This window comes from Alteriqipengyuania lutimaris, from assembly GCF_003363135.1.
GTDB classification, from domain to species: Bacteria; Pseudomonadota; Alphaproteobacteria; order Sphingomonadales; family Sphingomonadaceae; genus Alteriqipengyuania; species Alteriqipengyuania lutimaris.
This window is the reverse complement of record NZ_QRBB01000002.1, coordinates 276,728-302,983: the sequence shown is the minus strand read 5'-3', so window position 1 is coordinate 302,983 and position 26,256 is coordinate 276,728. Positions and strand designations below refer to the sequence as shown.

Annotated in this window: 36 protein-coding genes; 31 read left to right on the top strand and 5 right to left on the bottom strand. The window is 63.5% G+C overall.

Annotation, left to right across the window (positions count from 1 at the left end; all coding sequences use genetic code 11):
• Window positions 1-64: 64 nt before the first annotated feature.
• The gene (gene apaG / locus DL238_RS14710) at window positions 65-463 is read left to right on the top strand and encodes a Co2+/Mg2+ efflux protein ApaG (RefSeq protein ID WP_115493189.1); all 399 of its coding nucleotides are present in this window, start codon (window positions 65-67) and stop codon (window positions 461-463) included.
• A 28-nt stretch (window positions 464-491) separates the two neighbouring features.
• Here the strand turns inward: apaG and DL238_RS14705 are convergent, their stop codons facing one another.
• Both DL238_RS14705 and DL238_RS14700 read right to left on the bottom strand, forming a co-directional pair.
• On the bottom strand, window positions 492-1,232 hold the full coding sequence (locus DL238_RS14705) for a Brp/Blh family beta-carotene 15,15'-dioxygenase (RefSeq protein ID WP_181883969.1): 741 nt from the start codon (window positions 1,230-1,232) through the stop codon (window positions 492-494).
• Between the two features lie 77 nt (window positions 1,233-1,309).
• Window positions 1,310-2,176: a bacteriorhodopsin gene (locus tag DL238_RS14700; RefSeq protein ID WP_115493187.1), complete on the bottom strand. Its 867-nt coding sequence runs from the start codon at window positions 2,174-2,176 to the stop codon at window positions 1,310-1,312.
• Between the two features lie 458 nt (window positions 2,177-2,634).
• Between DL238_RS14700 and DL238_RS14695 the strand changes: the two genes are divergently transcribed.
• Complete coding sequence (locus tag DL238_RS14695) at window positions 2,635-3,459, top strand: LysR family transcriptional regulator (RefSeq protein ID WP_115493186.1); 825 nt, start codon at window positions 2,635-2,637, stop codon at window positions 3,457-3,459.
• A 127-nt stretch (window positions 3,460-3,586) separates the two neighbouring features.
• A complete protein-coding gene (locus DL238_RS14690) occupies window positions 3,587-4,363 on the top strand; it encodes a PilZ domain-containing protein (RefSeq protein ID WP_115493185.1) in 777 nt (258 codons plus the stop codon).
• A 29-nt stretch (window positions 4,364-4,392) separates the two neighbouring features.
• Here DL238_RS14690 and DL238_RS14685 read toward each other — a convergent pair whose 3' ends face one another.
• From DL238_RS14685 to DL238_RS14675, 3 genes are all read right to left on the bottom strand, one after another.
• Window positions 4,393-5,097, bottom strand: a complete 705-nt coding sequence (locus tag DL238_RS14685; RefSeq protein ID WP_234031127.1) for a hypothetical protein — start codon at window positions 5,095-5,097, stop codon at window positions 4,393-4,395.
• A gap of 281 nt (window positions 5,098-5,378) precedes the next feature.
• Window positions 5,379-6,338: a RelA/SpoT domain-containing protein gene (locus DL238_RS14680; RefSeq protein WP_115493184.1), complete on the bottom strand. Its 960-nt coding sequence runs from the start codon at window positions 6,336-6,338 to the stop codon at window positions 5,379-5,381.
• Window positions 6,339-7,379 (bottom strand): DUF262 domain-containing protein, encoded by a 1,041-nt coding sequence (locus DL238_RS14675; RefSeq protein ID WP_115493183.1) that lies wholly within the window; start codon window positions 7,377-7,379, stop codon window positions 6,339-6,341.
• Window positions 7,380-8,038: 659 nt separating this feature from the next.
• Here DL238_RS14675 and rpsL point away from each other — a divergent pair.
• The 28 genes from rpsL (at window position 8,039) to DL238_RS14535 (ending at window position 25,972) form a co-directional block, all read left to right on the top strand.
• Window positions 8,039-8,410 (top strand): 30S ribosomal protein S12, encoded by a 372-nt coding sequence (rpsL, locus tag DL238_RS14670; RefSeq protein WP_007164630.1) that lies wholly within the window; start codon window positions 8,039-8,041, stop codon window positions 8,408-8,410.
• Window positions 8,411-8,593: 183 nt separating this feature from the next.
• A complete protein-coding gene (gene rpsG, locus DL238_RS14665) occupies window positions 8,594-9,064 on the top strand; it encodes a 30S ribosomal protein S7 (protein WP_115493182.1) in 471 nt (156 codons plus the stop codon).
• 119 nt (window positions 9,065-9,183) lie between these two features.
• The gene (fusA, locus tag DL238_RS14660) at window positions 9,184-11,316 is read left to right on the top strand and encodes an elongation factor G (protein WP_115493181.1); all 2,133 of its coding nucleotides are present in this window, start codon (window positions 9,184-9,186) and stop codon (window positions 11,314-11,316) included.
• A 96-nt stretch (window positions 11,317-11,412) separates the two neighbouring features.
• Entirely contained in the window at window positions 11,413-12,603 is a 1,191-nt protein-coding gene (tuf, locus tag DL238_RS14655; protein WP_115493180.1) for an elongation factor Tu, read from the top strand.
• Window positions 12,604-12,756: 153 nt separating this feature from the next.
• Complete coding sequence (rpsJ, locus tag DL238_RS14650) at window positions 12,757-13,068, top strand: 30S ribosomal protein S10 (protein WP_010234663.1); 312 nt, start codon at window positions 12,757-12,759, stop codon at window positions 13,066-13,068.
• Window positions 13,069-13,341: 273 nt separating this feature from the next.
• On the top strand, window positions 13,342-14,193 hold the full coding sequence (gene rplC, locus DL238_RS14645; protein ID WP_115493179.1) for a 50S ribosomal protein L3: 852 nt from the start codon (window positions 13,342-13,344) through the stop codon (window positions 14,191-14,193).
• A gap of 2 nt (window positions 14,194-14,195) precedes the next feature.
• Window positions 14,196-14,819, top strand: coding sequence for a 50S ribosomal protein L4 (gene rplD / locus DL238_RS14640; RefSeq protein ID WP_115493178.1), 624 nt, complete (start codon window positions 14,196-14,198; stop codon window positions 14,817-14,819).
• On the top strand, window positions 14,812-15,120 hold the full coding sequence (locus tag DL238_RS14635) for a 50S ribosomal protein L23 (protein WP_115493177.1): 309 nt from the start codon (window positions 14,812-14,814) through the stop codon (window positions 15,118-15,120). The genes rplD and DL238_RS14635 overlap by 8 nt, the downstream gene beginning before the upstream one ends.
• Window positions 15,121-15,137: 17 nt before the next feature.
• Complete coding sequence (gene rplB / locus DL238_RS14630) at window positions 15,138-15,974, top strand: 50S ribosomal protein L2 (protein ID WP_115493176.1); 837 nt, start codon at window positions 15,138-15,140, stop codon at window positions 15,972-15,974.
• A gap of 6 nt (window positions 15,975-15,980) precedes the next feature.
• Window positions 15,981-16,256, top strand: a complete 276-nt coding sequence (rpsS, locus tag DL238_RS14625) for a 30S ribosomal protein S19 (protein WP_115493175.1) — start codon at window positions 15,981-15,983, stop codon at window positions 16,254-16,256.
• Entirely contained in the window at window positions 16,256-16,633 is a 378-nt protein-coding gene (gene rplV / locus DL238_RS14620; protein WP_115493174.1) for a 50S ribosomal protein L22, read from the top strand. The genes rpsS and rplV overlap by 1 nt, the downstream gene beginning before the upstream one ends.
• A gap of 1 nt (window position 16,634) precedes the next feature.
• A complete protein-coding gene (gene rpsC, locus DL238_RS14615) occupies window positions 16,635-17,330 on the top strand; it encodes a 30S ribosomal protein S3 (protein WP_115493173.1) in 696 nt (231 codons plus the stop codon).
• Between the two features lie 21 nt (window positions 17,331-17,351).
• Window positions 17,352-17,786: a 50S ribosomal protein L16 gene (rplP, locus tag DL238_RS14610; protein WP_115493172.1), complete on the top strand. Its 435-nt coding sequence runs from the start codon at window positions 17,352-17,354 to the stop codon at window positions 17,784-17,786.
• A complete protein-coding gene (rpmC, locus tag DL238_RS14605; RefSeq protein WP_115493171.1) occupies window positions 17,787-18,002 on the top strand; it encodes a 50S ribosomal protein L29 in 216 nt (71 codons plus the stop codon).
• Window positions 18,003-18,012: 10 nt separating this feature from the next.
• Window positions 18,013-18,312, top strand: coding sequence for a 30S ribosomal protein S17 (gene rpsQ / locus DL238_RS14600; RefSeq protein ID WP_115493170.1), 300 nt, complete (start codon window positions 18,013-18,015; stop codon window positions 18,310-18,312).
• 94 nt (window positions 18,313-18,406) lie between these two features.
• Complete coding sequence (rplN, locus tag DL238_RS14595; RefSeq protein ID WP_115493169.1) at window positions 18,407-18,775, top strand: 50S ribosomal protein L14; 369 nt, start codon at window positions 18,407-18,409, stop codon at window positions 18,773-18,775.
• Window positions 18,775-19,095, top strand: coding sequence for a 50S ribosomal protein L24 (gene rplX / locus DL238_RS14590; RefSeq protein WP_115493168.1), 321 nt, complete (start codon window positions 18,775-18,777; stop codon window positions 19,093-19,095). Before rplN ends, rplX begins: the two co-directional genes overlap by 1 nt.
• Entirely contained in the window at window positions 19,088-19,672 is a 585-nt protein-coding gene (rplE, locus tag DL238_RS14585; RefSeq protein WP_115493167.1) for a 50S ribosomal protein L5, read from the top strand. The genes rplX and rplE overlap by 8 nt, the downstream gene beginning before the upstream one ends.
• A 43-nt stretch (window positions 19,673-19,715) precedes the next feature.
• Window positions 19,716-20,021 (top strand): 30S ribosomal protein S14, encoded by a 306-nt coding sequence (gene rpsN, locus DL238_RS14580; protein ID WP_115493166.1) that lies wholly within the window; start codon window positions 19,716-19,718, stop codon window positions 20,019-20,021.
• Window positions 20,022-20,032: 11 nt separating this feature from the next.
• Window positions 20,033-20,428: a 30S ribosomal protein S8 gene (gene rpsH, locus DL238_RS14575; RefSeq protein ID WP_115493165.1), complete on the top strand. Its 396-nt coding sequence runs from the start codon at window positions 20,033-20,035 to the stop codon at window positions 20,426-20,428.
• On the top strand, window positions 20,428-20,961 hold the full coding sequence (rplF, locus tag DL238_RS14570; RefSeq protein ID WP_115493164.1) for a 50S ribosomal protein L6: 534 nt from the start codon (window positions 20,428-20,430) through the stop codon (window positions 20,959-20,961). The genes rpsH and rplF overlap by 1 nt, the downstream gene beginning before the upstream one ends.
• Before the next feature lies 1 nt (window position 20,962).
• The gene (gene rplR, locus DL238_RS14565; RefSeq protein ID WP_115493163.1) at window positions 20,963-21,307 is read left to right on the top strand and encodes a 50S ribosomal protein L18; all 345 of its coding nucleotides are present in this window, start codon (window positions 20,963-20,965) and stop codon (window positions 21,305-21,307) included.
• Entirely contained in the window at window positions 21,307-22,185 is an 879-nt protein-coding gene (rpsE, locus tag DL238_RS14560) for a 30S ribosomal protein S5 (RefSeq protein WP_181883968.1), read from the top strand. The genes rplR and rpsE overlap by 1 nt, the downstream gene beginning before the upstream one ends.
• A gap of 5 nt (window positions 22,186-22,190) precedes the next feature.
• On the top strand, window positions 22,191-22,370 hold the full coding sequence (rpmD, locus tag DL238_RS14555; RefSeq protein WP_010234707.1) for a 50S ribosomal protein L30: 180 nt from the start codon (window positions 22,191-22,193) through the stop codon (window positions 22,368-22,370).
• Window positions 22,371-22,466: 96 nt separating this feature from the next.
• Complete coding sequence (gene rplO, locus DL238_RS14550; RefSeq protein ID WP_115493162.1) at window positions 22,467-23,009, top strand: 50S ribosomal protein L15; 543 nt, start codon at window positions 22,467-22,469, stop codon at window positions 23,007-23,009.
• Between the two features lie 107 nt (window positions 23,010-23,116).
• Entirely contained in the window at window positions 23,117-24,481 is a 1,365-nt protein-coding gene (gene secY, locus DL238_RS14545; RefSeq protein WP_115493161.1) for a preprotein translocase subunit SecY, read from the top strand.
• A gap of 78 nt (window positions 24,482-24,559) precedes the next feature.
• Window positions 24,560-25,204, top strand: coding sequence for an adenylate kinase (locus DL238_RS14540; RefSeq protein WP_115493160.1), 645 nt, complete (start codon window positions 24,560-24,562; stop codon window positions 25,202-25,204).
• A gap of 72 nt (window positions 25,205-25,276) precedes the next feature.
• Window positions 25,277-25,972: an SRPBCC family protein gene (locus DL238_RS14535; protein WP_115493159.1), complete on the top strand. Its 696-nt coding sequence runs from the start codon at window positions 25,277-25,279 to the stop codon at window positions 25,970-25,972.
• Window positions 25,973-26,256 lie beyond the last annotated feature (284 nt).

Genomic DNA, 26,256 nt, shown 5'->3' with positions numbered 1-26,256 from the left:
TGTGGGCAAGCATCGGCAACCCGCCTTGCCCTCGGCCCGAAAGCCACTAGGCTTGCGAATCGTGATGAAGCATCTCTTCGACCATGCCGCCACCACCGACGGGATCACCGTTCGGGTCACGGTCAATTTCCTGCCCGAGCAGAGCGACCCCTCGAACAACAAGTGGTTCTGGATCTACCATATCCGGATCGAGAACGCCTCGAACGAGCGCGTGCAGCTGATGATGCGCCACTGGCGGATCACCGATGCACAGGGCCTCGTGCGCCATGTCGATGGCGAGGGCGTGGTCGGCGAACAGCCGGTGCTGACGCCGGGCCGCAGCCACGACTACGTTTCGGGCTGCCCGCTGACGACGCCCTTCGGATCGATGGAAGGCTTCTACACCTTCCACCGCGAGGACGGCTCGCCGATCGAGGTGCGCATTCCCTTCTTCCCGCTCGCCGCGCCTGCCACGGCGCACTAGGCTTTCCCCGGGCCGAAAGGGTGCTCCGTCAGAGCCCTTCGGTCAGCATGTGCGGCGTGGCGAGCCCGAGAGCGATCGCCGCCGCGAAAGGAAGAGCGACGACGCCCGACCAGGCGAGCGCGCCAAGCGCTGCGATGCCGCCGAGCGCGAGCAGACCGGTCGGCAGGCCCGCCCGCAGGACATCGGCAAAGCCATATCGGGCGACCTGAACCTGTTGCACCGGAAGGGCATGCGCGACGAAGAAGATGAGCGCCACCGCAAGGACGGGTTCGGCCAGCAGGACCGCCATCACGGCGAGGATCGCATGCCATGCGCCCCGCATCCCGCGCACAGCCGCGTAGCCGGCGGCTGCCACTCCGGCGACACCCACCGCAGCAAGCCCGCCGATCAAGAGATCGGGTACGGGCCCACCCGTTATCGAAGCAAAGACCTGCGCTGTCGGCGAGCCGTGGAACAGCGCGCTACCGCCCAGCGCGCACGCGGCGATCGCGCCTTGCGCCGCCGGGTCGAAGCCGCACCGGCTCGTCGCGAAATGCCAGCCCGAAATCGCCAGAAAACCGACGAGGCCTGCGAGGGGCGCGGCCAGATAGAGCGCGGCGACGGCCGCCGCGACCGCGATGTACGCCGCGGCGTGGGGAATCGAAAAAGGGCGAATGCCGCTGGCGCTCTCGTCGCCCGCCCCGTGCAGCACGCCTGCGGCGAACAGGACCAAGGCGACGACCAGAGACACCGTGCCCCCGATCAGCTGACCCGAAATCGCCGCACCCACCGCGACAACGGCAACGAGGGCCCCGGCATCCAGCCGGAGCCCCCTTGCATTCGGTTGCGCTATGCGCAGCACTGCGGTCAGTCTCCTCGCTGCGACGCCACGGTTGCGCCCAGCGGAGACGTTTCGAGCGCCTCGGCTGCCGGAACATAGCCTTCCAGCGCGCTGCGACGCAGAACATAACGGCTCAGGATGATGCCGTAAATCAGCTTCGAACTGATGTCCGCGATCGAGAACAGCAGTTGGCGCACGACCACCACGTCACCCGTAAAGCCGAGCTGGGGCAGGGCATAGGCGATGGGGTAGAGCCCCCAGGTCGCGAGGAAATACCACCAGATGTTCTTCGGCCACGTCTTGAGTTCGGCGGGACTGGTCGCGACACCGCGACCGATCACGCCGCGCACCTCGACGATCAGCCAGACGAAGAAGACGGTCGAGATGATGCCCCAGATATTGAGCCGCAGGAAGTCGCCCGTTTCGCCGAACTGCCCATACAGGCCGGTCCAGATCATCAGCAGCGCGGGCACGATCATCCGGACCACGCGCTTGTGCAGTTCGGGCCGGGCAAGGCCGAATGCGATGGCGAGCTGGGTCAGCAGGATCGGAACGGTGATCGTCCAGTTGCCGTAGCGAAAAGCATTGGTGAAGCTCGTGTTCTCGGCCAGGGGATTGTAGACGCCGCCGACAAGCTCGTAGCTTTCCTCCCAGATCATGAATTCGCGCAGGAGGCTCAGGCCGGCCGAGGCCATGACGACCGCCGACAGGATCGGGACGATGCGATAGCGTGGCGCGAGTTGCCAGGCCATTGCGAGAAAGAAGAGGATGAAAGCGAAGTGTGCACCGTAGCTCACCATGAGGATGAGCGAACCGGAGGTGTATTGGCCTGCGCTCAGCGCGACGACATTCTCGATGCTGCCGAGCTGGCTCGCAACTTGTGAAGTGACCATGATTCAAGCCTTTTCGAAAGGATGACAATCACGGACCACATGCCTTCCCACCAAGGCCCCCTGCACACGGTACGCTGCAACCAAAGTGGCGATTCGGGTTTAAGTTCCTGACCTTGCACATGGACTTTGGGGCAGGCGGTCGCTCGAGGCCGTCCGGCCCCCGGCCTGCGGAGACGTGCCGCCGACGGCCTGGTGGCGAATGGCCGGTTCCTCGCGATCTGCGCGGGCAATCGCCGCCCCGCTCGCACTTCCGGGTTCCCTCGCTCCCGATCGCTCGGGACCGAATTTTTTCGGGAGAAATCTCGCGGCCTTTCCGATGGCCCGCTGAAAAGTCTTTCGGCAGGCTGCGGCAGGCCGGTCGGGTGAGGGCGTTGCCATGCCGCAGGGCGTCGGTGGACGCGGCTCCGGCGTAACCCGGCTTGCCGAGCGCGCCCCCGCTGGCTAGCGCTGCCCACGTCATGAAGCGCACGCTCCTGCCCTTGAACGCCCTGCGCGTGTACGACGCCGCCGCGCGGCACCTCTCCTTCACCAAGGCGGCGGACGAACTGGCGGTGACGCCCGCCGCCGTCGGCCAGCAGATCCGCGCGCTCGAGGATCACCTCGGCACCGTGCTGTTCCGCCGTACGAGCAAGGGTCTGGAGCTGACCGAGGAAGGCCATGCCGGGCTCGACGCGCTGCGCGACGGCTTCCTGCGGTTCGAGGAAAGCGTCGCGGCGATGCAGGCGGGCCAGTCGGTCGACCGCTACGCCATCGCCGCGCCGCGCGGTATGCTCGAAAACTGGCTCGCGCCGCGCCTCGCCGCGTTCCAGGCCGAACAGCCCGGTGTGCGCTTCCAGCTGCGCGAGCGCGAGCGGGCGGATTTTTCCGAAGCCAATCTCGACCTCGCGATCTGGCTCGCCGAAGGGCCGGAGGATTTCCCGGGCGAGCAGATATCCCAAGCCCAGTGGGTCCGGATCGCGCCGGTCGATGCGCCGCACGCCGCGGGCCGCACGGTCGGCTGGCCCGGCGACGGGCGGGATGACGAGGGCGGCGATGGCGGGGCGGCGGGCGAGCCGTGTATCAGTGTGGGCAGCGCGGGCCAGGCGCTCGCCAGCGTGGTCGCGGGGATGGGCGCGGCGCGGGTGCCCTTCGCGCTCGCCGGCGATGCGATCGCGGCGGGCACGGTGCGGGTCGAGGACGGGCCGGTCGAAGGACGCCGCGCCTACTGGCTGGTCGCCCCGCCGCCGCAATGGCGCCAGAAGAAGGTCCGCGCGCTGGTCGAATACCTCAAGGCCTCGATCTAGCGCCGGTTGCTGCGGCTGCCGCAAGCGCGGAGCCGGGCGCTAACCCGATCGTAAGAATTTCGCGCCATCGCTTTCCATACAGGTACTTAAGCAGGCCTGCGATGTGCGAAAGGGGTGGGTCTCAGCCATGTCGAATGTCACGAACTTCGCCGATTTCACGGGCAAGGCCGGTGGCATCGGCGCGCCGGCCGACGATCGCCGCCTCAACGAGCGGCAGGTCGCCACCTTCCGTACCTGCTGCGTGGTCGTCGGCGGCGAGGCACGCCCTGCGATCCTGCGCAACATCAGCAATGGCGGCGCGATGTTCGAAGCCCTGCTCGACGTGAAGCCCGACACCCGCGTCACCTACTGGTGGGACGGGATCGAGGCGGTCGAGGCGCGCATCGCCTGGGTCGAGGGCAACCGCATCGGCGTCGCCAATCTCTCCGGCCCGGCCAGCCCGGTCGACGTCCCCAAGCCCCGCGCCACCCGCGTCCCCACCTGCCTGCCGGTGCGCGTATGGGCGGGCTGCAAGGGACGCTGGACCGAGACGGCCAACATCTCCATGTCGGGCCTCGCGGTGAGGGGGCTGGAGGATCTCGCCCCCGGCACGCTGTGCACGATCGAGGTCGGCGGCCAGGCGCTCCACAATGCCAGCATCGTGCGGCGCGAGGACGGGCTGACCGGCATCCGCTTCGAACGCCCGCTCGCCCCGGCCAAGCTGATGCAGCTGCTCGAAGGCGGCGGCCCCGCCGGGCGCGTCGCCACCCGCCCGGGCATTATCGACGAGGCCGCGCGCCGGCAGGAAGAGGCCGCCGCCGCGCAGAAACGCGCCGCTCCGCCCGCCGATGCCGCGCCGCACGACGCCAGCCCGCAAGACGACAGGCCGCGCAACGAACCGATCCCGCTGCGCCGCTTCCTCTGAGAGGCCCGACGCAAGCGGGCGCGCAGGGCTCAGCCCCGCGCGTCCGTTTCGCCCGCGTCTGGAGCGTCGATACCGGCCTCCCCGATGTCCCTGTCCGCCAAGCCGGTGTCCCGACGGCCCCCCTTCGGGTCGTCCGGCTCCGCCACTCCCCCGTCCGCGTCCCGCGCCGCATACGCCGCGCGCCGCGAGCGGATGTTCGCGAGCTTGCGATCGATGCTGGCGAAAATCTCCTCCTCGCTCTTCGCGCGTTCGCGCCTGCGCTGTTCGAGGACCTCGGTGCGGATGCGCTCGTAGAGCGGGTGCCCGGGCACGACGTGGCTGTCGGCGGCGTAGCGCGCGGGCAGGCGATGCTGGAGGAGGAAGCGCAGCAGCGCGTTGTCCGGCTTGTTCCACGTGCCCAGCAGCTTCCCGCCCGAGACGATCGGCGTGGGCGTGCCCTGCAGCGCGCGTTCGAGCGCGCAATCCTCCAGCCGCTGCACCCCGCGCTCCAGCGCCGCATCCCACGCGGCGGCAAACCCCTCCGCCCCCGGCTTCGCGCGCAGGCGGTAGAGCGCCTCCATGCTCTTGCCCACCGAGCGCGCCGCCTGCGTGACGATGCCGGTGGCCGCGAGCGTGGCGACAAACCGCCGCTGCCGCTCGGGCGTGATCGAGTTGGAGCGCGGGTGCGGGTGGAGGTAGGGCGCAAAGTCGAGCAGCGGATCGTCCGCCTCGGGCGCGGGGCGGGTGTAGGCCACGGCGGAGGTGGCCTGGCGACCCGTCCGCCGGTGGCAAATGGCCTGCCCCGAAGTGGAGCTTGGATCGCGTGGAGCCGGGGAGGGCGTGTTCGGGCGACGGTCTTCGGCGGACCCATCCCTCCGCCGGTGGCAGTCGGTCTGCCCCGTGGCGGGGTCTAGATCGCGTGGAGCCGGGGAGGGCGTGTTCGGGCGACGGTCCTCGGCGGACCCATCGAAAGACTCATCTGAGGGCATAGCCGCAGGTAGATTGCAGAATATGGGGAAGTAGGACAGCGGCAGTTCTATGGCTGAGGTTCGAGGCTCATCGCATGTGCGAACGCCTTCATCTCCGGGAATAACGATTTTAGCTCATCAGAAATATAATAATATCTCGGCCTGCGCTTGCTGCCCAAATATAAGTAGTTTTTCTCGTGTAAGAAAACTATGCCCAACTCAAACAAAGAGATAGAGCGGGGGATAGGATTGAGTCTGGCAATGAACTCACGCATTTGAGGAATTATGGTGTCCAAGTCTCTCTGCTTATCCGATCTGATGGCGGAGAACACGCACTCGCTAACTCGGCGGCCGCTTTCCGGCTTTAATTCTGAGGGTATTGTGCCATCCTCATGCAAACTGCGAAACATAGCAGCAATTTTGTCTGCGCCGACCATCTCGCGCCGTCGCACGGTTTTAACTGTTGGGGATATTTTTTCGAAGTTTTGAAATGTACGATCGACGGCCTCGAGTCGCGCTAATGTCTCTGCTGCAAGCCGACTTTTCTGCGCATCATATTTTTCCGGCTTGTATACGATAGGATGAGTTATCTTAGACCAAGCATACTGCAAAAGCGTTTTAATCTGCACCTCGAATAAAATCGAGTTCAGTATATGGGAGTCGTCTCCAGAAGCGCCTAAGCGGCAAATAACTCTCGTGCTGTCAAAATCGAAAAAACGTTCATCGAAAAGCGTTTGCGGGCCTCTAATAGTTTCAACGGAAAAAGCGCGCTTCAGATAGCGCTCCACAATCTGAGACTGTGATGGAAGGTCAATGACAATAGTATAGGCCAGCAGGTCATCTACTTCGCTTATATTGGCGTATCTCGCTGTGAATAATTTTTCGTAGAGCGAGGGCAGGCGCTTCTTTCGGGATGTAAGAAGAAACTCGTTGCCTGCTGTGAAGTCAGACAGGGCGGGGTTAACAATATTATGCACCGCGTCTATTCTAGACGTTATGCTCGCGTAAAGGGTGTCAATCGAAGCCATTTAGGCCAACACGGCCTTGAGTTTATTTATGCGAACCCGCCGGGGCCCGGAGTCGTTTGACGCCGCTCGAGCGGCAGCGAGATAGGCTTCAGTCTCTGGGTGTGTTCCCGTGGCTACGTTGCCTTGGTCAACGTCTCGCAGTTCGTCGAGCCACTCAAGTAGCCTATCTTTCGCGTCGTCCGCGATGGGAAGGCTTCCTTGTCGAAGCAGTTCTACTACCGCGCCGAACAAGGAGTAGAAATCGGCCTGATTCTTAAGTCGACTATTCAAGATCGTGCCGTTGGTATCGATAGTCAAAACCTGGGAGATAAAGTCTACTGCGTCCCTGAAGGTCTGTGTCGTCGCGATCCGTTCGGGCCATTCCTCTTCCCTATCCCTATATGCTTTGTCCAAATCTGACTGAGAAAACGATCGCTCTCCGTTCTCAATAAATAAAAGCATTAGTGAGGCATTTTCTACGTCCTTCATCTGGCGCCGTGATTGCGGTGCAATGTTTGGAAATCGTTGGGGGAGCTTCTCTTCCATGTACTCAGTGAGGTATTCTGCACTAGTAATGAATTCGCCGCTGAAAAGGGCGTGTCGTAATTCCTGTTGAGATAGTTTTGCTACGTTTTTGTTTATTCTGTTGAATATATCATTTATTAGATTTTCGTTTTCCTGCTCAACGAATTCTACCGAAAACTGATAGCGCCAAATGGCCAACTTTGTCGGGTCAGGAAGTGCATCGAAGGTAAGTCCTCGGATTGCCGGTGATGGATGGTCTTCGGGAACGGATATATTCCCGGATACGAAGTCCAAGAGTGTTGTGAGGCGCTGCTTTCCGTCAACTACCTTGTAGTTGAAGGTTCCGTCTGGCCGGATTTCTTCGTATAGGAATATGGCAGGGCAGGGATAATTTAGCGTAACTGTCGTTACGAAGTCATGCCGGAACCTTTCCGACCAAACGCTACGTCTTTGGTAGGGCGGTGACAGATCGAGCTGCTCTCGTCTCCAAAGATCATGAAGCCAACTGAAGGGTCGAAACTCCGCTCTTCTTTGCATTATTCCACATGCTCCTCGCTATGATCGTTCGCATCGCTCACGGGCTAGGGTTGGTCAATACGGTGTATCCCTTGACCCCCACCCCAAATCCTACTAAGCGCACACCCAACCGAGGCAGGGCCCAGCTCTCGCCAAGGCTTATAGAGCTGAACATTGCCGGTCATGTCCCGGGGCTGTCGCGTAACGCGTCGGCCTCTTTCTCGTAAGGGAAGGGCAGCCGTCAAAGTAATCCGGGTGGTCCCTCGCGGGCGCGTTCGGGTGGAGCGTTTCAGGCTCGTGCGAGATTTCGCCTGCCAGTCGAGAGGCCCCGAAAAAAGGGGCGCCCTTCGACAGGCTCAGGACGAACGGCCTCTCTTGCGAGGGGCGCCCGGCACGACCCCGATACACTTCATTCGATCGCAAGCGCGAAGCCATCCAGCAGATGGACGGTCCCGCTGGGGTCCGTTTGTCCTGAGCCCGTCGAAGGGCAAACGCGAGGGTCGCGCTGAGGCCCGCCCGCACTTCGACAAGCTCAGCACGAACGGGCCTGGCAAGGCCGGTCTGCGAAGAACGGATGAGGCGGCGGTGCCGTCTCTGAAGAGAACCGAACCTCATCATGTAAAAGTGGGCACCACTTTTACGCCCGGATGAGGTGAGAATAACGAGCGAAGCGAGAAAATATGCCCACCATCAACCAGCTGGTCCGCAAGGGCCGCACGCCGCAGAAGGCCAAGTCGAAGGTCCCTGCGATGGAGCAGAACCCGCAGAAGCGCGGCGTCTGCACCCGCGTCTATACGACGACCCCGAAGAAGCCGAACTCGGCTCTGCGCAAGGTGGCCAAGGTCCGCCTGACCAACCAGCGCGAAGTCATCAGCTACATCCCGGGCGAAGGCCACAACCTGCAGGAGCACTCCGTGGTGCTGATCCGCGGCGGCCGTGTGCGCGACCTTCCCGGCGTGCGCTACCACGTGCTGCGCGGCGTGCTCGACACGCAGGGCGTCAAGGACCGCAAGCAGAGCCGTTCGAAGTATGGCGCCAAGCGTCCGAAGTGACCTGTCCGGGGGACAGGTCATCCTGAAAAGGTCGCCCTCAGGCGACCGCAGTTCAGGATCCAGCCGTCCTCCGTTCCGATGTGTGCAATTTGAATTGAAAGGTTCGCCCCGCGCCGAAAACTGGACCCCGAAACGAGTTCGGGGTGACGGTAAGGGGAAGGGCCCAACAGAAGGAATAACGGCATGAGTCGTCGTCGTCGCCCGGAGAAGCGGGAAATCCTGCCCGATCCCAAGTTCAAGGATCTGGTGCTTTCGAAATTCATGAACAACCTGATGTATGACGGCAAGAAGGCCGTTGCCGAGAAGATCGTCTACGGCGCGCTCGACACGGTCGAAGCGCGTGCGAAGGCCGATCCGGTGCAGGTGTTCCACGCCGCGCTCGACAATGTGAAGCCGCAGGTCGAAGTGCGCAGCCGCCGCGTCGGCGGTGCGACCTACCAGGTGCCCGTCGAAGTGCGTCCCGAACGTGCGCAGGCGCTCGCCATCCGCTGGCTGATCACCGCCTCGCGCGGTCGTCCGGAAACGACGATGTCGGCGCGCCTCTCGGGCGAGCTGATGGATGCGGCGAACAATCGCGGCAACGCGGTGAAGAAGCGCGAAGACACGCACCGCATGGCGGATGCGAACCGCGCGTTCAGCCACTACCGCTGGTAGAAATCGGGTCGGGACGCGCCGCCCTCGCGGTGGGCGCGTCTTTATCCGGTCACATAAAGACCCATATGGGGTGCAGCTTACCGGCTCCCCCTCACTCTGACTCTTCCGAGGAATTGACAATGGCCCGCGACTATCCGCTGGATCGCTATCGCAATATCGGCATCATGGCGCACATCGATGCCGGCAAGACCACCACGACCGAGCGTATCCTCTATTACACCGGCAAGTCCTACAAGATCGGCGAAGTGCACGATGGTGCCGCGACGATGGACTGGATGGAGCAGGAGCAGGAGCGCGGGATCACGATCACCTCGGCCGCGACGACCACGTTCTGGACCGCCGAGGATCCCTCGATGGACCCGATGTCAGAACCCGACGCGCTGCGCGCCGACATGCACAAGCACCGCATCAACATCATCGACACCCCCGGCCACGTCGACTTCACGATCGAAGTCGAACGCTCGCTGCGCGTGCTCGACGGCGCGGTCGCGGTCTTTGACGGCGTCGCGGGCGTCGAACCCCAGTCCGAAACCGTGTGGCGCCAGGCCGACAAGTACGGCGTCCCGCGCATGTGCTTCATCAACAAGCTCGACCGCACCGGCGCCGACTTCTATTACTGCGTGGACTCGATCGTCGAACGCCTCGGCGCGACGCCGCTGGTGCTCTATCTCCCGATCGGCGCGGAAAGCGACCTGCAGGGCGTCGTCGACCTCGTCGGCAACCGTGCGATCATCTGGGAATCGGAAGGCCTGGGCGCGACGTACAAGCACGTCGCAATTCCCGACGACCTGAAGGACAAGGCCGCCGAATACCGCGAGAAGCTGATCGAACTCGCCGTCGAACAGGACGACGAGGCGATGGAAGCCTATCTCGAAGGGAACGAGCCCGACCTCCCGACGCTCAAGGCGCTGATCCGCAAGGGCACCATGGACCGTGCGTTCGTGCCCGTGCTGTGCGGCTCCGCGTTCAAGAACAAGGGCGTGCAGCCCCTGCTCGACGCGGTGGTCGACTACATGCCGAGCCCGCTCGACGTGCCCGCCATCAAGGGCGTGCTGCCCGACAGCGACGAAGAGCAGACGCGTCCGTCTTCTGACGATGCGCCGTTCGCCGCCCTGGCGTTCAAGATCATGAACGATCCGTTCGTGGGTTCGCTCACCTTCACCCGCATCTATTCGGGCAAGCTGAGCAAGGGCCAGGTCCTCAACTCGGTGAAGGACAAGAAGGAAAAGATCGGCCGCATGCTGCTGATGCACTCCAACAACCGGGAAGACATCGAGGAAGGTTTCGCTGGCGATATCGTCGCCATCGCGGGCATGAAGGATACGACGACCGGCGACACGCTGTGCGATCCGGCCCACCCGATCATTCTCGAGCGGATGGAATTCCCCGAGCCGGTCATCGAGCTGAGCGTGGAACCCAAGACCAAGGCCGACCAGGAAAAGATGGGCGTCGCGCTCAACCGCCTGGCTGCCGAGGATCCCAGCTTCCGCGTCAGCACCGATCACGAATCGGGCCAGACGATCATCAAGGGCATGGGCGAGCTTCACCTCGACATCCTCGTCGATCGCATGAAGCGCGAGTTCAAGGTCGAAGCCAATGTCGGCGCGCCGCAGGTGGCCTACCGCGAATCGCTCGCCCGCGAAGTCGAAGTGACCTACACCCACAAGAAGCAGTCGGGTGGTTCGGGTCAGTTCGGTGAAGCCAAGGTCAAGGTGATCCCGGGCGAACGCGGCCAGGGCATCATCTTCGACGACCAGATCAAGGGTGGCAACATCCCCCGCGAGTACATTCCTTCGGTCGAGAAAGGCATGCGCGAGCAGGCGGAGAGCGGCCACCTGGTCGGCTTCCCGATCATCGACTTCACCATCGAGCTGATCGACGGTAAGTACCACGATGTCGACTCGAGCACGGTGGCGTTCGAAATCACCGGTCGCGGCGCCATGCGCGAAGCGGCTCAGAAGGCAGGCATCAAGCTGCTCGAGCCGGTGATGCGGGTGGAAGTCGTGACTCCGGAAGACTATCTGGGTGACGTCATCGGCGACCTGAACAGCCGTCGTGGTCAGATCCAGGGCACCGACACGCGCGGCAACGCGCAGGCGGTGGAGGCATTCGTGCCGCTGGCCAACATGTTCGGTTACGTGAACGAGCTGCGTTCGTTCACCCAGGGTCGTGCGCAGTACTCGATGCAGTTCTCGCACTACGACGAAGTGCCGGCAAACGTGGCCGCCGAAGTGAAGGAGAAGCTTGCCTAAGGCGAGCGATAGGTCTAGGGGCGGCGCCTGATTTTGAGCGGGCGCCGCCTTTTTCCCGCGAAAATCCATATTTTAAGACAGAGGTATTGAGAGACAATGGCGAAGGAAAAGTTCGAGCGGAACAAGCCGCACTGCAACATCGGCACCATCGGTCACGTCGACCACGGCAAGACCACGCTGACCGCGGCGATCACCAAGGTGATGGCTGAAACCTACGGCGGCCAGGCGGTCGATTTCGCAAATATCGACAAGGCGCCCGAAGAGCGTGAGCGTGGCATCACGATCTCGACCGCACACGTCGAATACGAAACCGATGCGCGCCACTACGCGCACGTCGACTGCCCCGGCCACGCCGACTATGTGAAGAACATGATCACCGGCGCGGCGCAGATGGACGGCGCGATCCTGGTGGTGAACGCGGCCGACGGCCCGATGCCGCAGACCCGCGAGCACATCCTGCTCTCGCGTCAGGTCGGCGTTCCGGCGCTGGTCGTGTACCTGAACAAGGTCGACCAGGTCGACGACGAGGAAATCCTAGAGCTCGTCGAGCTGGAAGTTCGCGAACTGCTGAGCGCGTACGACTTCGACGGCGACAACATTCCGATCGTCAAGGGTTCGGCGCTTGCCGCTCTCGAAGGTCGCGACGACAACATCGGCAAGGACTCGATCATCGAGTTGATGAAGGCCGTCGACGAGCACATCCCGCAGCCCGAGCGTCCGGTGGACCAGGCGTTCCTGATGCCGATCGAAGACGTGTTCTCGATCTCGGGTCGTGGTACGGTTGTCACCGGCCGTGTCGAAACCGGCGTCGTGAACGTGGGCGACGAAGTCGAAATCGTCGGCATCAAGGACACCAGCAAGACGACCGTCACCGGCGTCGAAATGTTCCGCAAGCTGCTCGATCGCGGTGAAGCGGGCGACAACATCGGTGCCCTGATCCGCGGCGTTGCGCGTGAAGACGTCGAGCGTGGCCAGGTCCTCGCGAAGCCGGGTTCGGTTACCCCGCACACCGAGTTCAGCGCCGAGGTCTACGTGCTGTCGAAGGACGAAGGTGGCCGTCACACGCCGTTCTTCGCCAACTACCGCCCGCAGTTCTACTTCCGCACGACCGACGTGACCGGCGAAGTGATTCTTCCCGAAGGCACCGAAATGGTGATGCCGGGCGACAACGTGACCATCGCGGTCAAGCTGATCGCGCCGATCGCGATGGACGAAGGCCTGCGTTTCGCTATCCGCGAAGGTGGCCGCACCGTCGGTTCGGGGGTTGTCAGCAAGATCACCGTCTAATATAGGCGCCTGCACCGGCGGGGAGATTCGTTTCCCCGCCGGTCAGAATTCACGAGGGCCGCCCCTCACCGAGAATTTCGGTTGGGTGGGGCGGTTCTTTATTTTTTGGAGGGTTCGCCCCTCCGTGGCTCTTTCGCATTGGTAGACTAGGACATGGACGCACAGAATATCCGCATTCGCCTCAAGGCCTTCGACCACCGCGTGCTCGACCAGGCGACGGGCGAGATCGCGGATACGGCTCGCCGCACCGGCGCGCTGATTCGCGGCCCCATTCCTCTGCCGACGCGTATCGAGAAGTTCACCGTGAACCGCGGCCCGCACATCGACAAGAAGTCGCGCGAGCAGTTCGAGGTGCGCACCTACAAGCGGCTGCTCGACATCGTGCAGCCCAACGCCCAGACGGTCGACGCGCTGATGAAGCTGGACCTCGCCGCGGGCGTGAACGTTGAAATCAAGCTGGCCTAAGCCAGGTGATTTCCGTCCTCCTGCCGGACGTTAAGCGGGCAGGGAAGTTTCGGGGCGCTCGATAGCCCCGCCGGGCCGCAAGGCCTGGCAAGACATCGGGATACCGCCGGATTTTTATCCGGGCTGCGTCCCCCGTCTCGCGCTCCTCACCCTTGGGGAGTGCAATCAGCCCGGACGGGGCGACGCATCACAACTCGGGCTGGGGCCGTTCGAAAGAGCGGCTCGTCAAGCACCCCGGATGGGCCGGGGTGCCTCTGTTTTAGGAGTTTTACGATGCGCACTGGCGTAATCGCCAAGAAGGTCGGAATGACCCGCCTATTCCAGGAGGACGGACGTCACGTACCCGTGACCGTGCTCGCCCTGGAAAATTGCCAGGTCACCGCCAACCGCACCGCCGATCGCGACGGCTACTGGTCCGTCCAGGTCGGCTCGGGCGAGGCGAAGCAGAAGAATGTCAACAAGCCGCAGCGCGAAGCTTTCGCCAAGGCGGAAGTGGGCCTGAAGATGAAGGTCGCGGAATTCCGCGTCGAGAACGAGGAAGGCCTCCTTCCCGTCGGCGCGACGATCCTTGCCGGCCACTTCATCCCCGGGCAGCTTGTCGACGTGAGCGGCTACACGCAGGGCAAGGGCTTTGCCGGCGCCATGAAGCGCTGGGGCTTCGGTGGTTTGCGCGCAACGCACGGCGTTTCGCTGTCGCACCGTTCGCATGGTTCGACCGGTAACCGCCAGGATCCGGGCCGCGTCTTCAAGAACAAGAAGATGGCCGGCCACATGGGCGACCGCATGCGCACGCAGCAGAACCTCGAGATCGTCCGTACGGATTCGGATCGCGGCCTGCTGTTCGTGAAGGGCTCGGTGCCCGGCGCGAAGAACAGCTGGATGCTGGTCGCCGACGCGGTCAAGGTTCCGCGTCCCGAAGATGCTCCGTTCCCCGGTGCGCTCCGTCGCAATGCCGACGAGATCGAGCACGAGGAAGCGGATGCCGGCCTGGTCGAGAGCGGCGCTGAGCACGAAGTGCACACCGAAGTGACGCCCGAGCAGCAGGAAAAGCTGATGCAACAGCAGGATGCCGGCGCCGAGAGCGATGGCACCGAAGGCCCAGACAATTCGGGTAAGGAGTCCTGATCGTGAAGATCGCGGTACAGAAAATCGACGGCGGGAAGGCCGGCGAGATCGAGCTCAATGACGCCGTGTTCGGTGTCGAGCCGCGCGCCGACATCCTCCACCGTGTGGTCACGTGGCAGCTCGAAAAGCGCCGTGCGACCGCTCGCCCGACGCGTGAGCGTTCGGACGTGGCCCGCACCGGCAAGAAGTTCGGTCGCCAGAAGGGTTCGGGCGGCGCTCGCCATGGCGATCGCGGCGCTCCGATCTTCATCGGTGGCGGTAAGGCACACGGTGCGCGCAAGCGCGACTTCAATCCGTCGCTGAACAAGAAGATCCGCTCGCTCGGCCTGCGCATGGCGCTGTCGAGCAAGGCCAAGGACGGCCTCGTGATCGTCGACAGCCTCGAGCTGAAGGACGCCAAGACGAAGGCCCTCAAGGGTCAGTTCGACAAGGCGGGCTACAACGGCAAGGTGCTCTTCATCGATGGCGAGAGTGTCAACGACGGTTTCCGGATGGCGGCGGGCAACCTGCCGGGCGTCAACGTGATCCCGGCGATGGGTGCCAATGTCTACGACATTCTGAAGCACGACACGCTGGTCCTCACCAAGGACGCGGTCGAAAAGCTGGAGGCGCGTTTCAATGGCTAAGAAGCAGGAAATCGACGCGCGGCACTACGACGTGATCCTCGCGCCGCACATCACCGAGAAGGCGACTCTCGCGAGCGAGAACAACGCGGTGGTCTTCAAGGTGTCGAACGACGCCACGAAGCCGCAGATCCGCGAAGCGGTCGAAGCGCTGTTCGACGTGAAGGTGACCGGTGTGAACACCATCGTCACCAAGGGCAAGGTCAAGCGCTGGCGGGGCAAGCCCTATCGTCGCAACGACATGAAGAAGGCGATCGTCACTCTCAAGGACGGCGATTCCATCGACGTCACGAGCGGCGTCTGAGGAGCTAGGACAGAACCATGGCACTCAAGAACTACAAGCCGACCAGCCCGGCCCGTCGCGGCCTGATCCTGGTCGACAAGTCGGGCCTCTACAAGGGCAAGCCGGTCAAGGCGCTTACCGAAGGCAAGCGCAAGACGGGCGGCCGCAACAACAAGGGCCACGTGACCAGCCGCGGGATCGCGGGCGGTCACAAGCAGAAGTATCGCTACATCGACTTCAAGCGTCGCAAGTGGGACGTCGAAGGCACCGTGGAGCGGATCGAATATGATCCCAACCGCACCGCCTTCATCGCGCTCATCAAGTACGCCGACGACGAGCTGGCCTACATCATCGCGCCGCAGCGGCTTGCCGTCGGCGACAAGGTGATCGCGGGCGAGAAGGTCGACACCAAGCCGGGCAACGCGATGCCGCTGGGCAACATGCCTGTCGGCACCATCATCCACAATGTGGAGATGAAGCCGGGCAAGGGCGGTCAGCTCGCGCGTTCGGCAGGTGCCTACGTGCAGCTGGTCGGTCGCGACCGCGGCATGGTCATCATCCGCCTGAACTCGGGCGAGCAGCGCTACCTGCGGTCCGATTGCATGGGCACGGTCGGTGCGGTCTCGAACCCGGACAACGCGAACCAGAACTTCGCGAAGGCCGGTCGCACCCGCTGGAAGGGCCGCCGTCCGCTGACGCGCGGTGTCGCCAAGAACCCGGTCGATCACCCCCATGGTGGTGGTGAGGGCCGTACCTCGGGTGGTCGCCACCCGGTGACGCCGTGGGGCAAGCCGACCAAGGGCGCCCGTACCCGCAAGAACAAGCAGACGGACAAGATGATCATCCGTTCGCGCCATGCGAAGAAGAAGAGGTAAGCGACAATGGCACGTTCCGTTTGGAAGGGTCCGTTCGTGGAACTCAGCCTTCTCAAGAAGGCAGAGGACGCACAGGAAAAGACCAGCACCGCGCCGATCAAGACCTGGTCGCGCCGCTCCACCATCCTGCCGCAGTTCGTTGGGCTGACGTTCAACGTCTACAACGGTCACAAGTTTATCCCCGTGTCTGTCTCGGAAGAGATGGTCGGCCACAAGCTCGGTGAATTCGCGCCCACGCGCACCTTCCCGGGTCACGCCGCCGACAAGAAAGGCAAGCGCTGATGAGCAAGCAGAAGGCTCCCCGCCGCGTCGCCGATAACGAGGCGCTGGCCGTCGGCACCACGATCCGTGGGTCGGCCCAGAAGCTGAACCTCGTTGCCGAGCTGATCCGTGGCAAGAAGGCAGAAGAGGCGATGAACATCCTCGCCTTTTCGAAGAAGGCGATGGCCAAGGATGCGAGCAAGGTGCTCGCCTCCGCGATCGCCAATGCCGAGAACAACCACGATCTGGATGTGGACGCCCTCGTGGTGGCCGAAGCCAGCGTCGGCAAATCGATCACCATGAAGCGGTTCATGACGCGCGGTCGCGGCAAGTCGACCCGCATCCTGAAGCCCTTCAGCCGCCTGCGCATCGTCGTGCGCGAGCAAGAGGAAGCGTAAGATGGGTCAGAAGAGCAATCCGATCGGTCTGCGCCTGCAGATCAACCGCACCTGGGACAGCCGCTGGTACGCCGAAGGGCGCGACTATGCCAAGCTGCTCAAGGAAGACATCGAGATCCGCAAGCACATCGTGAACTCGCTGCCGCAGGCCGCGATCTCGAAGGTGGTGATCGAACGTCCGGCCAAGCTGTGCCGCATCTCGATCTATGCCGCGCGCCCCGGTGTCATCATCGGCAAGAAGGGTGCGGACATCGAGAAGCTGCGCTCCAAGCTCGCGACGATGACCGAAAGCGAAGTGAAGCTGAACATCGTCGAGATCCGCAAGCCGGAAATCGACGCGAAGCTCGTCGCGCAGGGCATTGCCGACCAGCTGGTGCGCCGTGTGGCCTTCCGCCGTGCGATGAAGCGCGCCGTGCAGTCCGCGCTGCGCCTGGGTGCCGAAGGCATCCGGATCACCTGCGGCGGCCGTCTCGGCGGTGCCGAAATCGCCCGTGTGGAATGGTATCGCGAAGGCCGCGTTCCGCTTCACACGCTGCGCGCCAATGTCGACTATGCCGAAGCCGAAGCGCTGACCGCTTACGGCATCATCGGCATCAAGTGCTGGATCTTCAAGGGCGAGATTCTCGCCCATGATCCGACCGCGCAGGACCGCCTGATGATGGAAGCGCAGACTTCCGGCGTGCGTCCGGCGCGCTGATTGCAGGATTAGGAAAGAACCATGCTGCAACCCAAACGAACCAAGTATCGCAAGGCCTTCAAGGGCCGCATCCATGGCAATGCCAAGGGCGGTACCGAACTGAACTTCGGCTCTTACGGGCTGAAGGCGATGGAACCCGAGCGGATCACCGCTCGCCAGATCGAGGCCGCGCGCCGTGCGATCACGCGTCACATGAAGCGCCAGGGGCGCCTCTGGATCCGCGTGTTCCCCGACGTGCCCGTGTCCAAGAAGCCTGCCGAAGTCCGGCAGGGTAAGGGCAAGGGTTCGGTCGAATACTGGGCCGCGCGCGTGAAGCCGGGCCGCATCCTGTTCGAACTCGACGGTGTGTCCGGTCCGCTGGCCGCCGAAGCCTTCGAACGTGCCGCCATGAAACTGCCAATCAAGACCAAGGTCGTTGCCCGGCTCGGCGACCAGTCGCATCTGAAAGGCGAATAAGTGAGCACCACCGAAGATCTCCGCGCCAAGAGCGACGACCAGCTGACCGCCGAGCTTACCGAGCTCAAGCGCGAAGCTTTCAACCTGCGCTTCCAGGCCGCGACCAACCAGCTCGAGCGTCCGGCCCGGGTCCAGGAAGTCCGCCGCACGATCGCGCGCATCAAGACGCTGCAGAACGAGCGCACCCGCGCCGCCGCAGACAAGAAAACGGCGTAAGGAGCAGACCATGCCAAAACGTATTCTGATCGGTACGGTCACCTCCACCAAGACCGACAAGACCGTGACCGTGCTGGTCGAACGGAAGGTGAAGCACCCGCTCTACGGGAAGATCATCCGTCGTTCGAAGAAGTACCACGCCCATGACGAGAAGAACGAGTACGAACTCGGCGACGTCGTGCGGATCGAGGAAACCAAGCCGATCTCGAAGACCAAGACCTGGGCCGTGAAGGACCGGGTCGTCGCGGGCGGCGTGCAGGCGGTCGATGCCGACCTGGACGTGGAAGCCGCGGACGCCAGCAACAGCTGACCCAATCGCAGCTGTCCCAACGGCAGCTGAGAACGAATTAGACGAAGGAACCGCCGGATCGATTCCGGCAGGCCAATGAGAAGGAACCGGATCGATGATCCAGATGCAGTCCAATCTCGACGTCGCGGACAACAGCGGCGCAAAGCGCGTCCAGTGCATCAAGGTGCTGGGCGGCTCTAAGCGTCGTTTCGCGAGTGTCGGGGACGTGATCGTGGTTTCCGTGAAGGAAGCCCAGCCGCGTGCCAAAGTGAAGAAGGGCGACGTTCACCGCGCGGTGATCGTGCGGACCCGCAAGGATGTGCGCCGCCCCGATGGCAGCGTGATCCGCTTCGACTCCAACGCGGCCGTACTCGTGAACAAGAGCGAAGAGCCGATCGGCACCCGTATCTTCGGGCCGGTGGTGCGCGAACTGCGTGGCCGCGGCTTCATGAAGATCATCTCGCTCGCACCGGAGGTGCTGTAATGGGCATGGCGAAGATCAAGAAGGGCGACAGCGTCGTCGTGCTTTCGGGCAAGGACAAGGGCAAGACCGGTACGGTCGCCAAGGTCCTGCCGAAGGACGGCAAGGTCGTGGTGGAAGGCGTCAACATGATCGCCCGTCACCGCAAGCCCTCGCAGACCAATCCGCAGGGCGGGATCGACCGCTACGAAGCGCCGATGCACATCGCGAAGGTCGCGGTCGCCGATCCCAAGGACGGCGCGCCCACCCGCGTGCGCATCGAGGAACGCGACGGCAAGAAAGTGCGCGTCGCCGTCAAGTCCGGAGAGACCATCGATGGCTGATTATACCCCCCGCATGAAGGCCCGCTACGACGAGCAGATCGTCAAGGCGATGACCGAGAAGTTCGGCTACAAGAACCGTCTCGAAGTGCCGCGGCTCGAAAAGATCACGCTCAACATGGGCGTGGGCGAAGCGAGCCAGGACAAGAAGAAGGTCCAGACCGCAGCCGAGGAAATGGCGCTGATCGCGGGCCAGAAGCCCGTCATCACCAAGGCCAAGAAGTCGATCGCACAGTTCAAGCTGCGTGAAGGCATGCCGATCGGCTGCAAGGTCACGCTGCGGCGCGACCGGATGTACGAATTCCTCGACCGTCTGGTGACGGTCGCGATGCCGCGCATCCGCGACTTCCGTGGTCTCAACCCGAAGAGCTTCGACGGCCGTGGCAACTACGCCATGGGCCTGAAGGAGCAGATCATCTTCCCCGAGATTTCCTACGACCAGATCGAGAAGGTCCGGGGCATGGATATCATCGTGACCACCACCGCGAAGACCGACGAGGAAGCACGCGAACTGCTTCGCCTGTTCGGTTTCCCGTTCCCGGCCGAAGCAAAGGCCGACGAAGAGAAGGAAGCGGCGTGAGCCGCTTCCCCATGACGCAAGAAACGAAGAGAGCTTAAGTCCAATGGCGAAACTGAGTTCCATCAACAAGAACGAGAAGCGCAAGGCTCTCGTGAAGAAGTACGCGGACAAGTACGCGAAGCTGAAGGCGATTGCGGACGACACCTCGCTCGACGACGGCGAGCGTCTGATCGCGCGTCTGAAGATGGCCGAAATCCCGCGCAACGCGAACCCCACGCGGGTCCGCAACCGCTGCTCCACCACTGGTCGCCCGCGCGGCTATTACCGCAAGTTCGGCATCAACCGTATCGAACTGCGGAATCTGGGCAACAAGGGTCTTATCCCTGGCCTGACCAAGTCGAGCTGGTGAGGAATCGATAGATGGCTATGACCGATCCCCTGGGTGACATGCTCACCCGCATCCGCAACGGCCAGCAGGCGAAGAAGGACTCCGTCCTCTCGCCGGCGTCCAAGCTGCGCGCGAACGTTCTGGAAGTGCTCCAGCGCGAAGGTTACATTCGTGGCTACAGCGAAGACGACAGCGGCAAGCACAAGGCGCTGCGGATCGAACTGAAATATTTCGAAGGCGAACCTGCGATCAAGCATGTCGCCCGCGTGTCCAAGCCGGGCCGTCGCATCTATTCGGCCAGCCGCGAGCTGCCGACTGTGCGCAACGGCCTTGGCATCACGATCGTCTCGACGCCGCGCGGCGTGCTCTCCGATGCGGAAGCGCGCAGCCAGAACGTCGGTGGCGAAGTGCTGGCGGAGGTGTTCTGATGAGCCGCATTGGCAAACGCCCGGTCGCGATCCCCAGCGGGGTCGAGGCCAAGATCGACAACGGCATCCTGTCGGTGAAGGGCCCCAAGGGCACGCTCACCATGGGCCTGTCGGACCTCGTGTCCTACAAGCTGGAAGACGGCACGATCGCGGTCGATCCGGTGAACGACACCAAGCCCGCGCGCAGCCACTGGGGCATGCAGCGCACGCTGGTGCAGAACCTGGTCGACGGCGTGACCGAAGGCTTCACCAAGACGCTGCAGATCTCCGGTGTCGGTTATCGTGCCCAGGCGCATGGCAAGAAGCTCAAGCTTCAGCTCGGCTATTCGCACGATGTCGACCTCGATGTGCCCGAAGGCCTGACGGTGGAAACGCCCGATCAGACCACGATCAACATCAGCGGGATCGACAAGCAGTCCGTAGGCCAGTTCGCCGCCGAAATCCGCCGCTGGCGCAAGCCCGAACCCTACAAGGGCAAGGGCATCAAGTACCAGGGCGAGTATATCTTCCGCAAGGAAGGGAAGAAGAAGTAAGATGGCAAAGCTTTCTCTCTTTGAACGCCGCCGCCAGCGCGTGCGCACCGCGTTGCGCAAGCAGTCGGGCGGCAAGCCGCGCCTGTCGGTCCACCGTACCGGCAAGCACATCTATGCGCAGATCATCGACGATGCTGCGGGCAAGACGCTCGCCAGCGCCTCGACGCTGGGTGTGAATGGCTCGACCGCGAATATCGATGCCGCCAAGACGGTCGGTTCGAACATCGCCGATGCCGCCAAGAAGGCGGGCGTCACCACGGTCGTGTTCGATCGCGGCGGGTTCCTGTTCCATGGCCGCGTCAAGGCGCTGGCCGATGCCGCTCGCGAAGGCGGGCTGGAGTTCTGATGATGGCTGACGACAAGAAGACCGACACCGAAGTGACGCCCGAGCAGGCTCCCGGCGTTCCCGAAACGCCCGAGGTTGCGGCTGCGAAGGCCGCGTCCGGCGTCGCCGAAGCGGAAACCGAGCATGCGGTGAAGAAGGAAGAGCCGGCGATCGCCGACACGCCTTCGGAAGCCGCCGACAACCAGAGCCCCGCGCAGGGTGCCGAAGGTCAGCCCAGAACCCAGCAGGGCGAACGTCAGGGCCGTGGTGGCCGTGACAATCGCGGTGGCGGTGATCGCGGTGGCCGCGGTCGTGGCCGCGGTCGCGACGATCGTCGGGGCAAGCGCGAGGAAGAAGACGACGGCATCATCGAGAAGCTGGTGCACATCAACCGCGTCTCGAAGACCGTGAAGGGCGGTAAGCGCTTCGGTTTCGCCGCGCTCGTGGTGGTCGGCGACGGCCAGGGCCGCGTCGGCTTCGGCAAGGGCAAGGCCCGCGAAGTGCCCGAGGCGATCAGCAAGGCGAGCGCCGAGGCCCGCAAGAGCATGGTCCGCGTCGCGCTCAAGGAAGGTCGCACGCTGCACCACGACGGCAAGGGCCGTTTCGGTGCGGGCAAGGTGACCGTGCGCACCGCGCCTCCGGGTACCGGCATCATCGCCGGCGGTCCGATGCGCGCCGTGTTCGAAAGCCTGGGCGTGTCGGACGTGGTGACCAAGTCGGTCGGCACCTCGAACCCCTACAACATGATCCGTGCGACCTTCGCCGCGCTCCAGAACCAGAGCTCGCCGAAGTCGGTGGCTCAGCGTCGGGGCAAGAAGGTTGCAGACCTGCTTTCGCGCGGTAACCCGGGCGCGAGCGAAGCCGAAGTCGAGGCGGAAGCCGCGGCGGTAGTGGAGTAAACACGATGGCCAAGATCAAGCTCAAGCAGATCGGCTCGCCCATCCGGCGGCCCGAGAGCCAGAAGAAAATCCTGATCGGCCTGGGCCTGGGCAAGATGCACCGGGTGGTCGAACTGGAAGATACCCCCGAAGTGCGCGGCGCGATCGCAAAGCTGCCGCACATGGTCGAGGTGGTCGAGGGCTAAACGCCCCCGCGACAGCAATTGACGGCGGCGGCCCGCTCATAGTAGCGGGCCGTTTCCATTTTCATCAGCGCGAAGAAAAGCGAAAGCGAGTGCACTATGGCTTACAAACTTAACGAAATCCGCGACAACGAAGGCGCCCGCAAGTCCCGCATGCGTGTGGGCCGGGGCATCGGCTCGGGCAAGGGCAAGACCGCGGCACGCGGCCAGAAGGGCCAGAAGAGCCGTGAAGGCGTCGCGATCAAGGGCTTCGAAGGCGGCCAGATGCCGCTCCACATGCGGATCCCGAAGCGCGGCTTCAACAATCCCTTCGCCAAGGACTTCGCCGAAGTGAACCTGGGCATGGTCCAGAAGTTCATCGACGCCAAGAAGCTCGACGCGAAGAAGACGCTCGACCACGAAGCGCTCAAGGCCGCAGGCCTCGCTCGGGGCGGCAAGGACGGTGTCCGCCTGCTCGGCAAAGGCGAGCTGACCGCGAAGGTCACCTTCAAGGTTGCCGGCGCGTCGAAGGGCGCGATCGAAGCGGTCGAGAAGGCCGGCGGCAAGGTCGAAGTGATCGCGGCTGCCCAGCCCGAAGCTGAGAAGAAGGCGGCCCGCGCCGAAGCGAACAAGGCCGCGAAGTCGGGCAAAAAAGCCGACTGACAAGCATTTGGGGTGCGGGGGGTTCGACAAGGACCGGCCCGCACCCTATCTACTGCGCGACGGGGGCGACCGGGGGTCGCCGACTAATGCAGGATCGATGATTTCCCATGGCATCACGCGCCGATAATATCGCGTCCAACCTCAGCCTTGCGAACTTTTCCAAGGCGACCGAGCTGCGCCAGCGCATCTGGTTCACGGTTGTGGCGCTGATCGTTTTCCGTTTTCTGAGCTTCGTGCCGCTGCCGGGGGTCAACCCGCAGATCCTGGGCGATCTCTACGACCAGACGCGCGGCGGCGTGCTCGACCTGTTCAACACCTTTTCGGGCGGCAGCCTGGAGCGGATGAGCCTCATCGCGCTCGGCGTGATGCCCTACATTACCGCCTCGATCGTGGTGCAGATGGCCTCGGCCCTGCATCCCACGCTGATGGCGCTGAAGAAGGAAGGCGCGACCGGGCGCCAGAAGCTCAACCAGTACACCCGCTACGGCACCGTCTTCCTGTGCGTCATCCAGGGCTACTTCCTCGCCACCGGGCTTGAAAGCTATGGCGCGCAAAGCGGGCTTCAGGCGGTCATCGATCCGGGCATCATGTTCCGCATCGGATCGGTCATCAGCCTCGTCGGCGGCACCATGCTGCTGCTGTGGATCGGCGAGCAGATCACCGCGCGCGGCATTGGCAACGGCGTTTCGCTGATCATCATGGCGGGCATCGTCGCCCAGTTCCCCAGCTTTGCGAGCAACATGTTCGAGGGTGGCCGGACCGGTGCGATCAGCGCCGGAATCATCATCGGCTTCATCGTGATGATCGTCGGCCTGATCCTGTTCATCAGCTTCATGGAACGCGCGCAGCGCCGCCTGCTGATCCAGTATCCCAAGCGCGCCACGCAGCGCGGGATGATGCAGGCGGATCGCAGCCACCTGCCGCTTAAGATCAACACCGCGGGCGTGATCCCGCCGATCTTCGCGAGTTCGCTGCTGCTGCTGCCGCTGACGATCAGCCAGTTCGCGGGCAATTCGGTCGATCCGGACAGCACCGCCGGGCAGACGATCAACACGCTGAACTTCTACCTCCAGCACGGCCAGCCGATCTACATGCTGCTCTATGCAGTGCTGATCGTGTTCTTCTGCTTCTTCTACACCGCGGTTGTGTTCAACCCGGAGGAGACGGCGGAGAACCTGAAGAAGAATGGCGGGTTCATTCCGGGTATCCGTCCGGGCAAGCGGACGTCGGAATATCTCGATTACGTGCTGACGCGCATCACCGTGGTCGGCGCAGCCTACCTCACGCTGGTGTGCGTGCTGCCCGAATACATGATCGCACAGACCGGCATCCCGCTGTTCCTGGGTGGCACCAGCCTGCTGATCGTCGTGAACGTCACCGTCGACACGATCAGCCAGATCCAGTCGCACCTGCTGGCGCACCAGTACGGCGACCTCATCAAGAAGGCCAAGCTCAAGGGCCGCATGCGATAGTGCCACGAAGAAAGCTGGGGAGGGCTGCCATCACACACCCTTGCCAGCGGCCCGTGGCGGCGTCAGGGGACACGCGCGATGAACATCATTCTTCTCGGACCTCCAGGCGCGGGTAAGGGCACCCAGGCTCACCGCCTCGTCGAGCAGTACGGCATGCGCCAGCTTTCGACCGGCGACATGCTGCGCGCGGCCGTCAAGGCGGGCACCGAAGTGGGCCGCCAGGCTAAGGCGATCATGGACGCGGGCGGGCTCGTCTCTGACGAGATCGTATCCGCGCTCATCGATGCGGAGCTGACCGCGCTTGAAGACGAGACCGGGGCGATCTTCGACGGCTATCCGCGCACCCGCAAGCAGGCCGAACGGCTCGACGCGCTGCTGGCGCAGCACGGGCGCAAGCTCGACCGCGTGGTCGAACTGCAGGTCGACGAGGAAGCGCTCGTCGATCGCATCACCGGCCGCTACACCTGCGCCGAGTGCGGCGAAGGCTATCACGACCGCCACAAGCAGCCCGAAGTGCCGGGCAAGTGCGACAAGTGCGGCAGCACCGAGTTCAAGCGGCGCCCCGATGACAACGAGGAAACCGTGCGCCACCGGATGAGCGTCTACCGCTCCGAAACCGCACCGATCCTGCCCTACTACGAAGAGCGGGAGCTGGTGACCCGCATCGACGGCATGGGCTCGATCGAAGAGGTTTCGGCCAGCATCGACTCGCTGCTGAAATAGCATCGCCGCAGCAGAGGTTTCCTTTGGCGCCCGCGCATGGAATAGCGGGCGCAAACGAAGGAGCCCTGTTTCATGATCCGTTTCGTCCGCGCCGCCCTGGTCGCATGCTGTGCCATCTGCGCGCTCGGCGCGCCCGCCGGTGCCGAAGTGACAGAAACCTCCGATTCGCATTTCGTGACTCGCCATGCGGTCGATGTAGCCGTGCCGCCTGCCGATGCGTGGCTTGCGCTGATTTCGCCCGCCGACTGGTGGAACGACAGCCACACATGGTCCGCCGATGCCGCCAATCTGGCGCTCACCCCGCAGGCGGGTGGATGTTTCTGCGAGACGATCCCGGCAGAGGATGGCGAGAACGCCTCCGGCCTCGAAGGCAGCGTGCAGCATATGAGCGTGCTGCAGGCCGTGCCGCGCAAGGTGCTGCGCATGCGCGGCGCGCTCGGCCCGTTGCAGAGCGAGCCGGTCGACGGCGTGATGACGATCACGCTCCAGCCGATCGAGGATGACGACGGCGAGCTCGCGGGGACGCGGATCGTCTGGGAATACATCGTCGGCGGGGCGATGCGATTCGAAATTCCGCAGATCTCGAAGGCGGTCGATGGCGTGATCGGCCAGCAGGCGCTCGGCCTGGCCGAGGCGCTGGGCGGACCTCTCGGCGAAAACGCCGAAGGCCCGAGTGCATTCGACAGTGCCTTCGGCCCGGCGAGCGACGACTCCGATACGCAGGACGAGCAGGAAGCCGAGGCCTTCGAGGAGGGGCGGGGGCGCTGATATCCGGAGACTTTCCGCCGACAATATTCCGATTCGAGAACGCATCGACGGGGAAAGCATGGCGTCAGGTTTTGACAGCGTCGGCGAAGCGGGGTAGTTTCCAGTCCGGTAACACAGTCGCGCGCCACGTCTCCGTAGGCTGCGCGAATTGTGTCGTGTAGCTGTTGACGCTGCGCGCCAACGCCCCTATGTGCGGCGTTCGTCCGATCCAATGCAAATCCGCATTCCCCGGCAACCGGTCTGGTGTCATACCTGCCGGTTTTCGTCCGTCCGGAAGAGCGGTG

Bases quoted from the DNA above. Each gene is read 5' to 3' on its own strand.
- apaG (WP_115493189.1), top strand. From the start codon at position 65: ATGAAGCATCTCTTCGACCATGCCGCCACCACCGACGGGATCACCGTT.
- DL238_RS14700 (WP_115493187.1), bottom strand. From the start codon at position 2,176: ATGGTCACTTCACAAGTTGCGAGCCAGCTCGGCAGCATCGAGAATGTC.
- DL238_RS14695 (WP_115493186.1), top strand. From the start codon at position 2,635: ATGAAGCGCACGCTCCTGCCCTTGAACGCCCTGCGCGTGTACGACGCC.
- DL238_RS14690 (WP_115493185.1), top strand. From the start codon at position 3,587: ATGTCGAATGTCACGAACTTCGCCGATTTCACGGGCAAGGCCGGTGGC.
- DL238_RS14680 (WP_115493184.1), bottom strand. From the start codon at position 6,338: ATGGCTTCGATTGACACCCTTTACGCGAGCATAACGTCTAGAATAGAC.
- DL238_RS14675 (WP_115493183.1), bottom strand. From the start codon at position 7,379: ATGCAAAGAAGAGCGGAGTTTCGACCCTTCAGTTGGCTTCATGATCTT.
- rpsL (WP_007164630.1), top strand. From the start codon at position 8,039: ATGCCCACCATCAACCAGCTGGTCCGCAAGGGCCGCACGCCGCAGAAG.
- rpsG (WP_115493182.1), top strand. From the start codon at position 8,594: ATGAGTCGTCGTCGTCGCCCGGAGAAGCGGGAAATCCTGCCCGATCCC.
- fusA (WP_115493181.1), top strand. From the start codon at position 9,184: ATGGCCCGCGACTATCCGCTGGATCGCTATCGCAATATCGGCATCATG.
- tuf (WP_115493180.1), top strand. From the start codon at position 11,413: ATGGCGAAGGAAAAGTTCGAGCGGAACAAGCCGCACTGCAACATCGGC.
- rpsJ (WP_010234663.1), top strand. From the start codon at position 12,757: ATGGACGCACAGAATATCCGCATTCGCCTCAAGGCCTTCGACCACCGC.
- rplC (WP_115493179.1), top strand. From the start codon at position 13,342: ATGCGCACTGGCGTAATCGCCAAGAAGGTCGGAATGACCCGCCTATTC.
- DL238_RS14635 (WP_115493177.1), top strand. From the start codon at position 14,812: ATGGCTAAGAAGCAGGAAATCGACGCGCGGCACTACGACGTGATCCTC.
- rplB (WP_115493176.1), top strand. From the start codon at position 15,138: ATGGCACTCAAGAACTACAAGCCGACCAGCCCGGCCCGTCGCGGCCTG.
- rpsS (WP_115493175.1), top strand. From the start codon at position 15,981: ATGGCACGTTCCGTTTGGAAGGGTCCGTTCGTGGAACTCAGCCTTCTC.
- rplV (WP_115493174.1), top strand. From the start codon at position 16,256: ATGAGCAAGCAGAAGGCTCCCCGCCGCGTCGCCGATAACGAGGCGCTG.
- rpsC (WP_115493173.1), top strand. From the start codon at position 16,635: ATGGGTCAGAAGAGCAATCCGATCGGTCTGCGCCTGCAGATCAACCGC.
- rplP (WP_115493172.1), top strand. From the start codon at position 17,352: ATGCTGCAACCCAAACGAACCAAGTATCGCAAGGCCTTCAAGGGCCGC.
- rpsQ (WP_115493170.1), top strand. From the start codon at position 18,013: ATGCCAAAACGTATTCTGATCGGTACGGTCACCTCCACCAAGACCGAC.
- rplN (WP_115493169.1), top strand. From the start codon at position 18,407: ATGATCCAGATGCAGTCCAATCTCGACGTCGCGGACAACAGCGGCGCA.
- rplX (WP_115493168.1), top strand. From the start codon at position 18,775: ATGGGCATGGCGAAGATCAAGAAGGGCGACAGCGTCGTCGTGCTTTCG.
- rplE (WP_115493167.1), top strand. From the start codon at position 19,088: ATGGCTGATTATACCCCCCGCATGAAGGCCCGCTACGACGAGCAGATC.
- rpsN (WP_115493166.1), top strand. From the start codon at position 19,716: ATGGCGAAACTGAGTTCCATCAACAAGAACGAGAAGCGCAAGGCTCTC.
- rpsH (WP_115493165.1), top strand. From the start codon at position 20,033: ATGGCTATGACCGATCCCCTGGGTGACATGCTCACCCGCATCCGCAAC.
- rplF (WP_115493164.1), top strand. From the start codon at position 20,428: ATGAGCCGCATTGGCAAACGCCCGGTCGCGATCCCCAGCGGGGTCGAG.
- rplR (WP_115493163.1), top strand. From the start codon at position 20,963: ATGGCAAAGCTTTCTCTCTTTGAACGCCGCCGCCAGCGCGTGCGCACC.
- rpsE (WP_181883968.1), top strand. From the start codon at position 21,307: ATGATGGCTGACGACAAGAAGACCGACACCGAAGTGACGCCCGAGCAG.
- rpmD (WP_010234707.1), top strand. From the start codon at position 22,191: ATGGCCAAGATCAAGCTCAAGCAGATCGGCTCGCCCATCCGGCGGCCC.
- rplO (WP_115493162.1), top strand. From the start codon at position 22,467: ATGGCTTACAAACTTAACGAAATCCGCGACAACGAAGGCGCCCGCAAG.
- secY (WP_115493161.1), top strand. From the start codon at position 23,117: ATGGCATCACGCGCCGATAATATCGCGTCCAACCTCAGCCTTGCGAAC.
- DL238_RS14540 (WP_115493160.1), top strand. From the start codon at position 24,560: ATGAACATCATTCTTCTCGGACCTCCAGGCGCGGGTAAGGGCACCCAG.
- DL238_RS14535 (WP_115493159.1), top strand. From the start codon at position 25,277: ATGATCCGTTTCGTCCGCGCCGCCCTGGTCGCATGCTGTGCCATCTGC.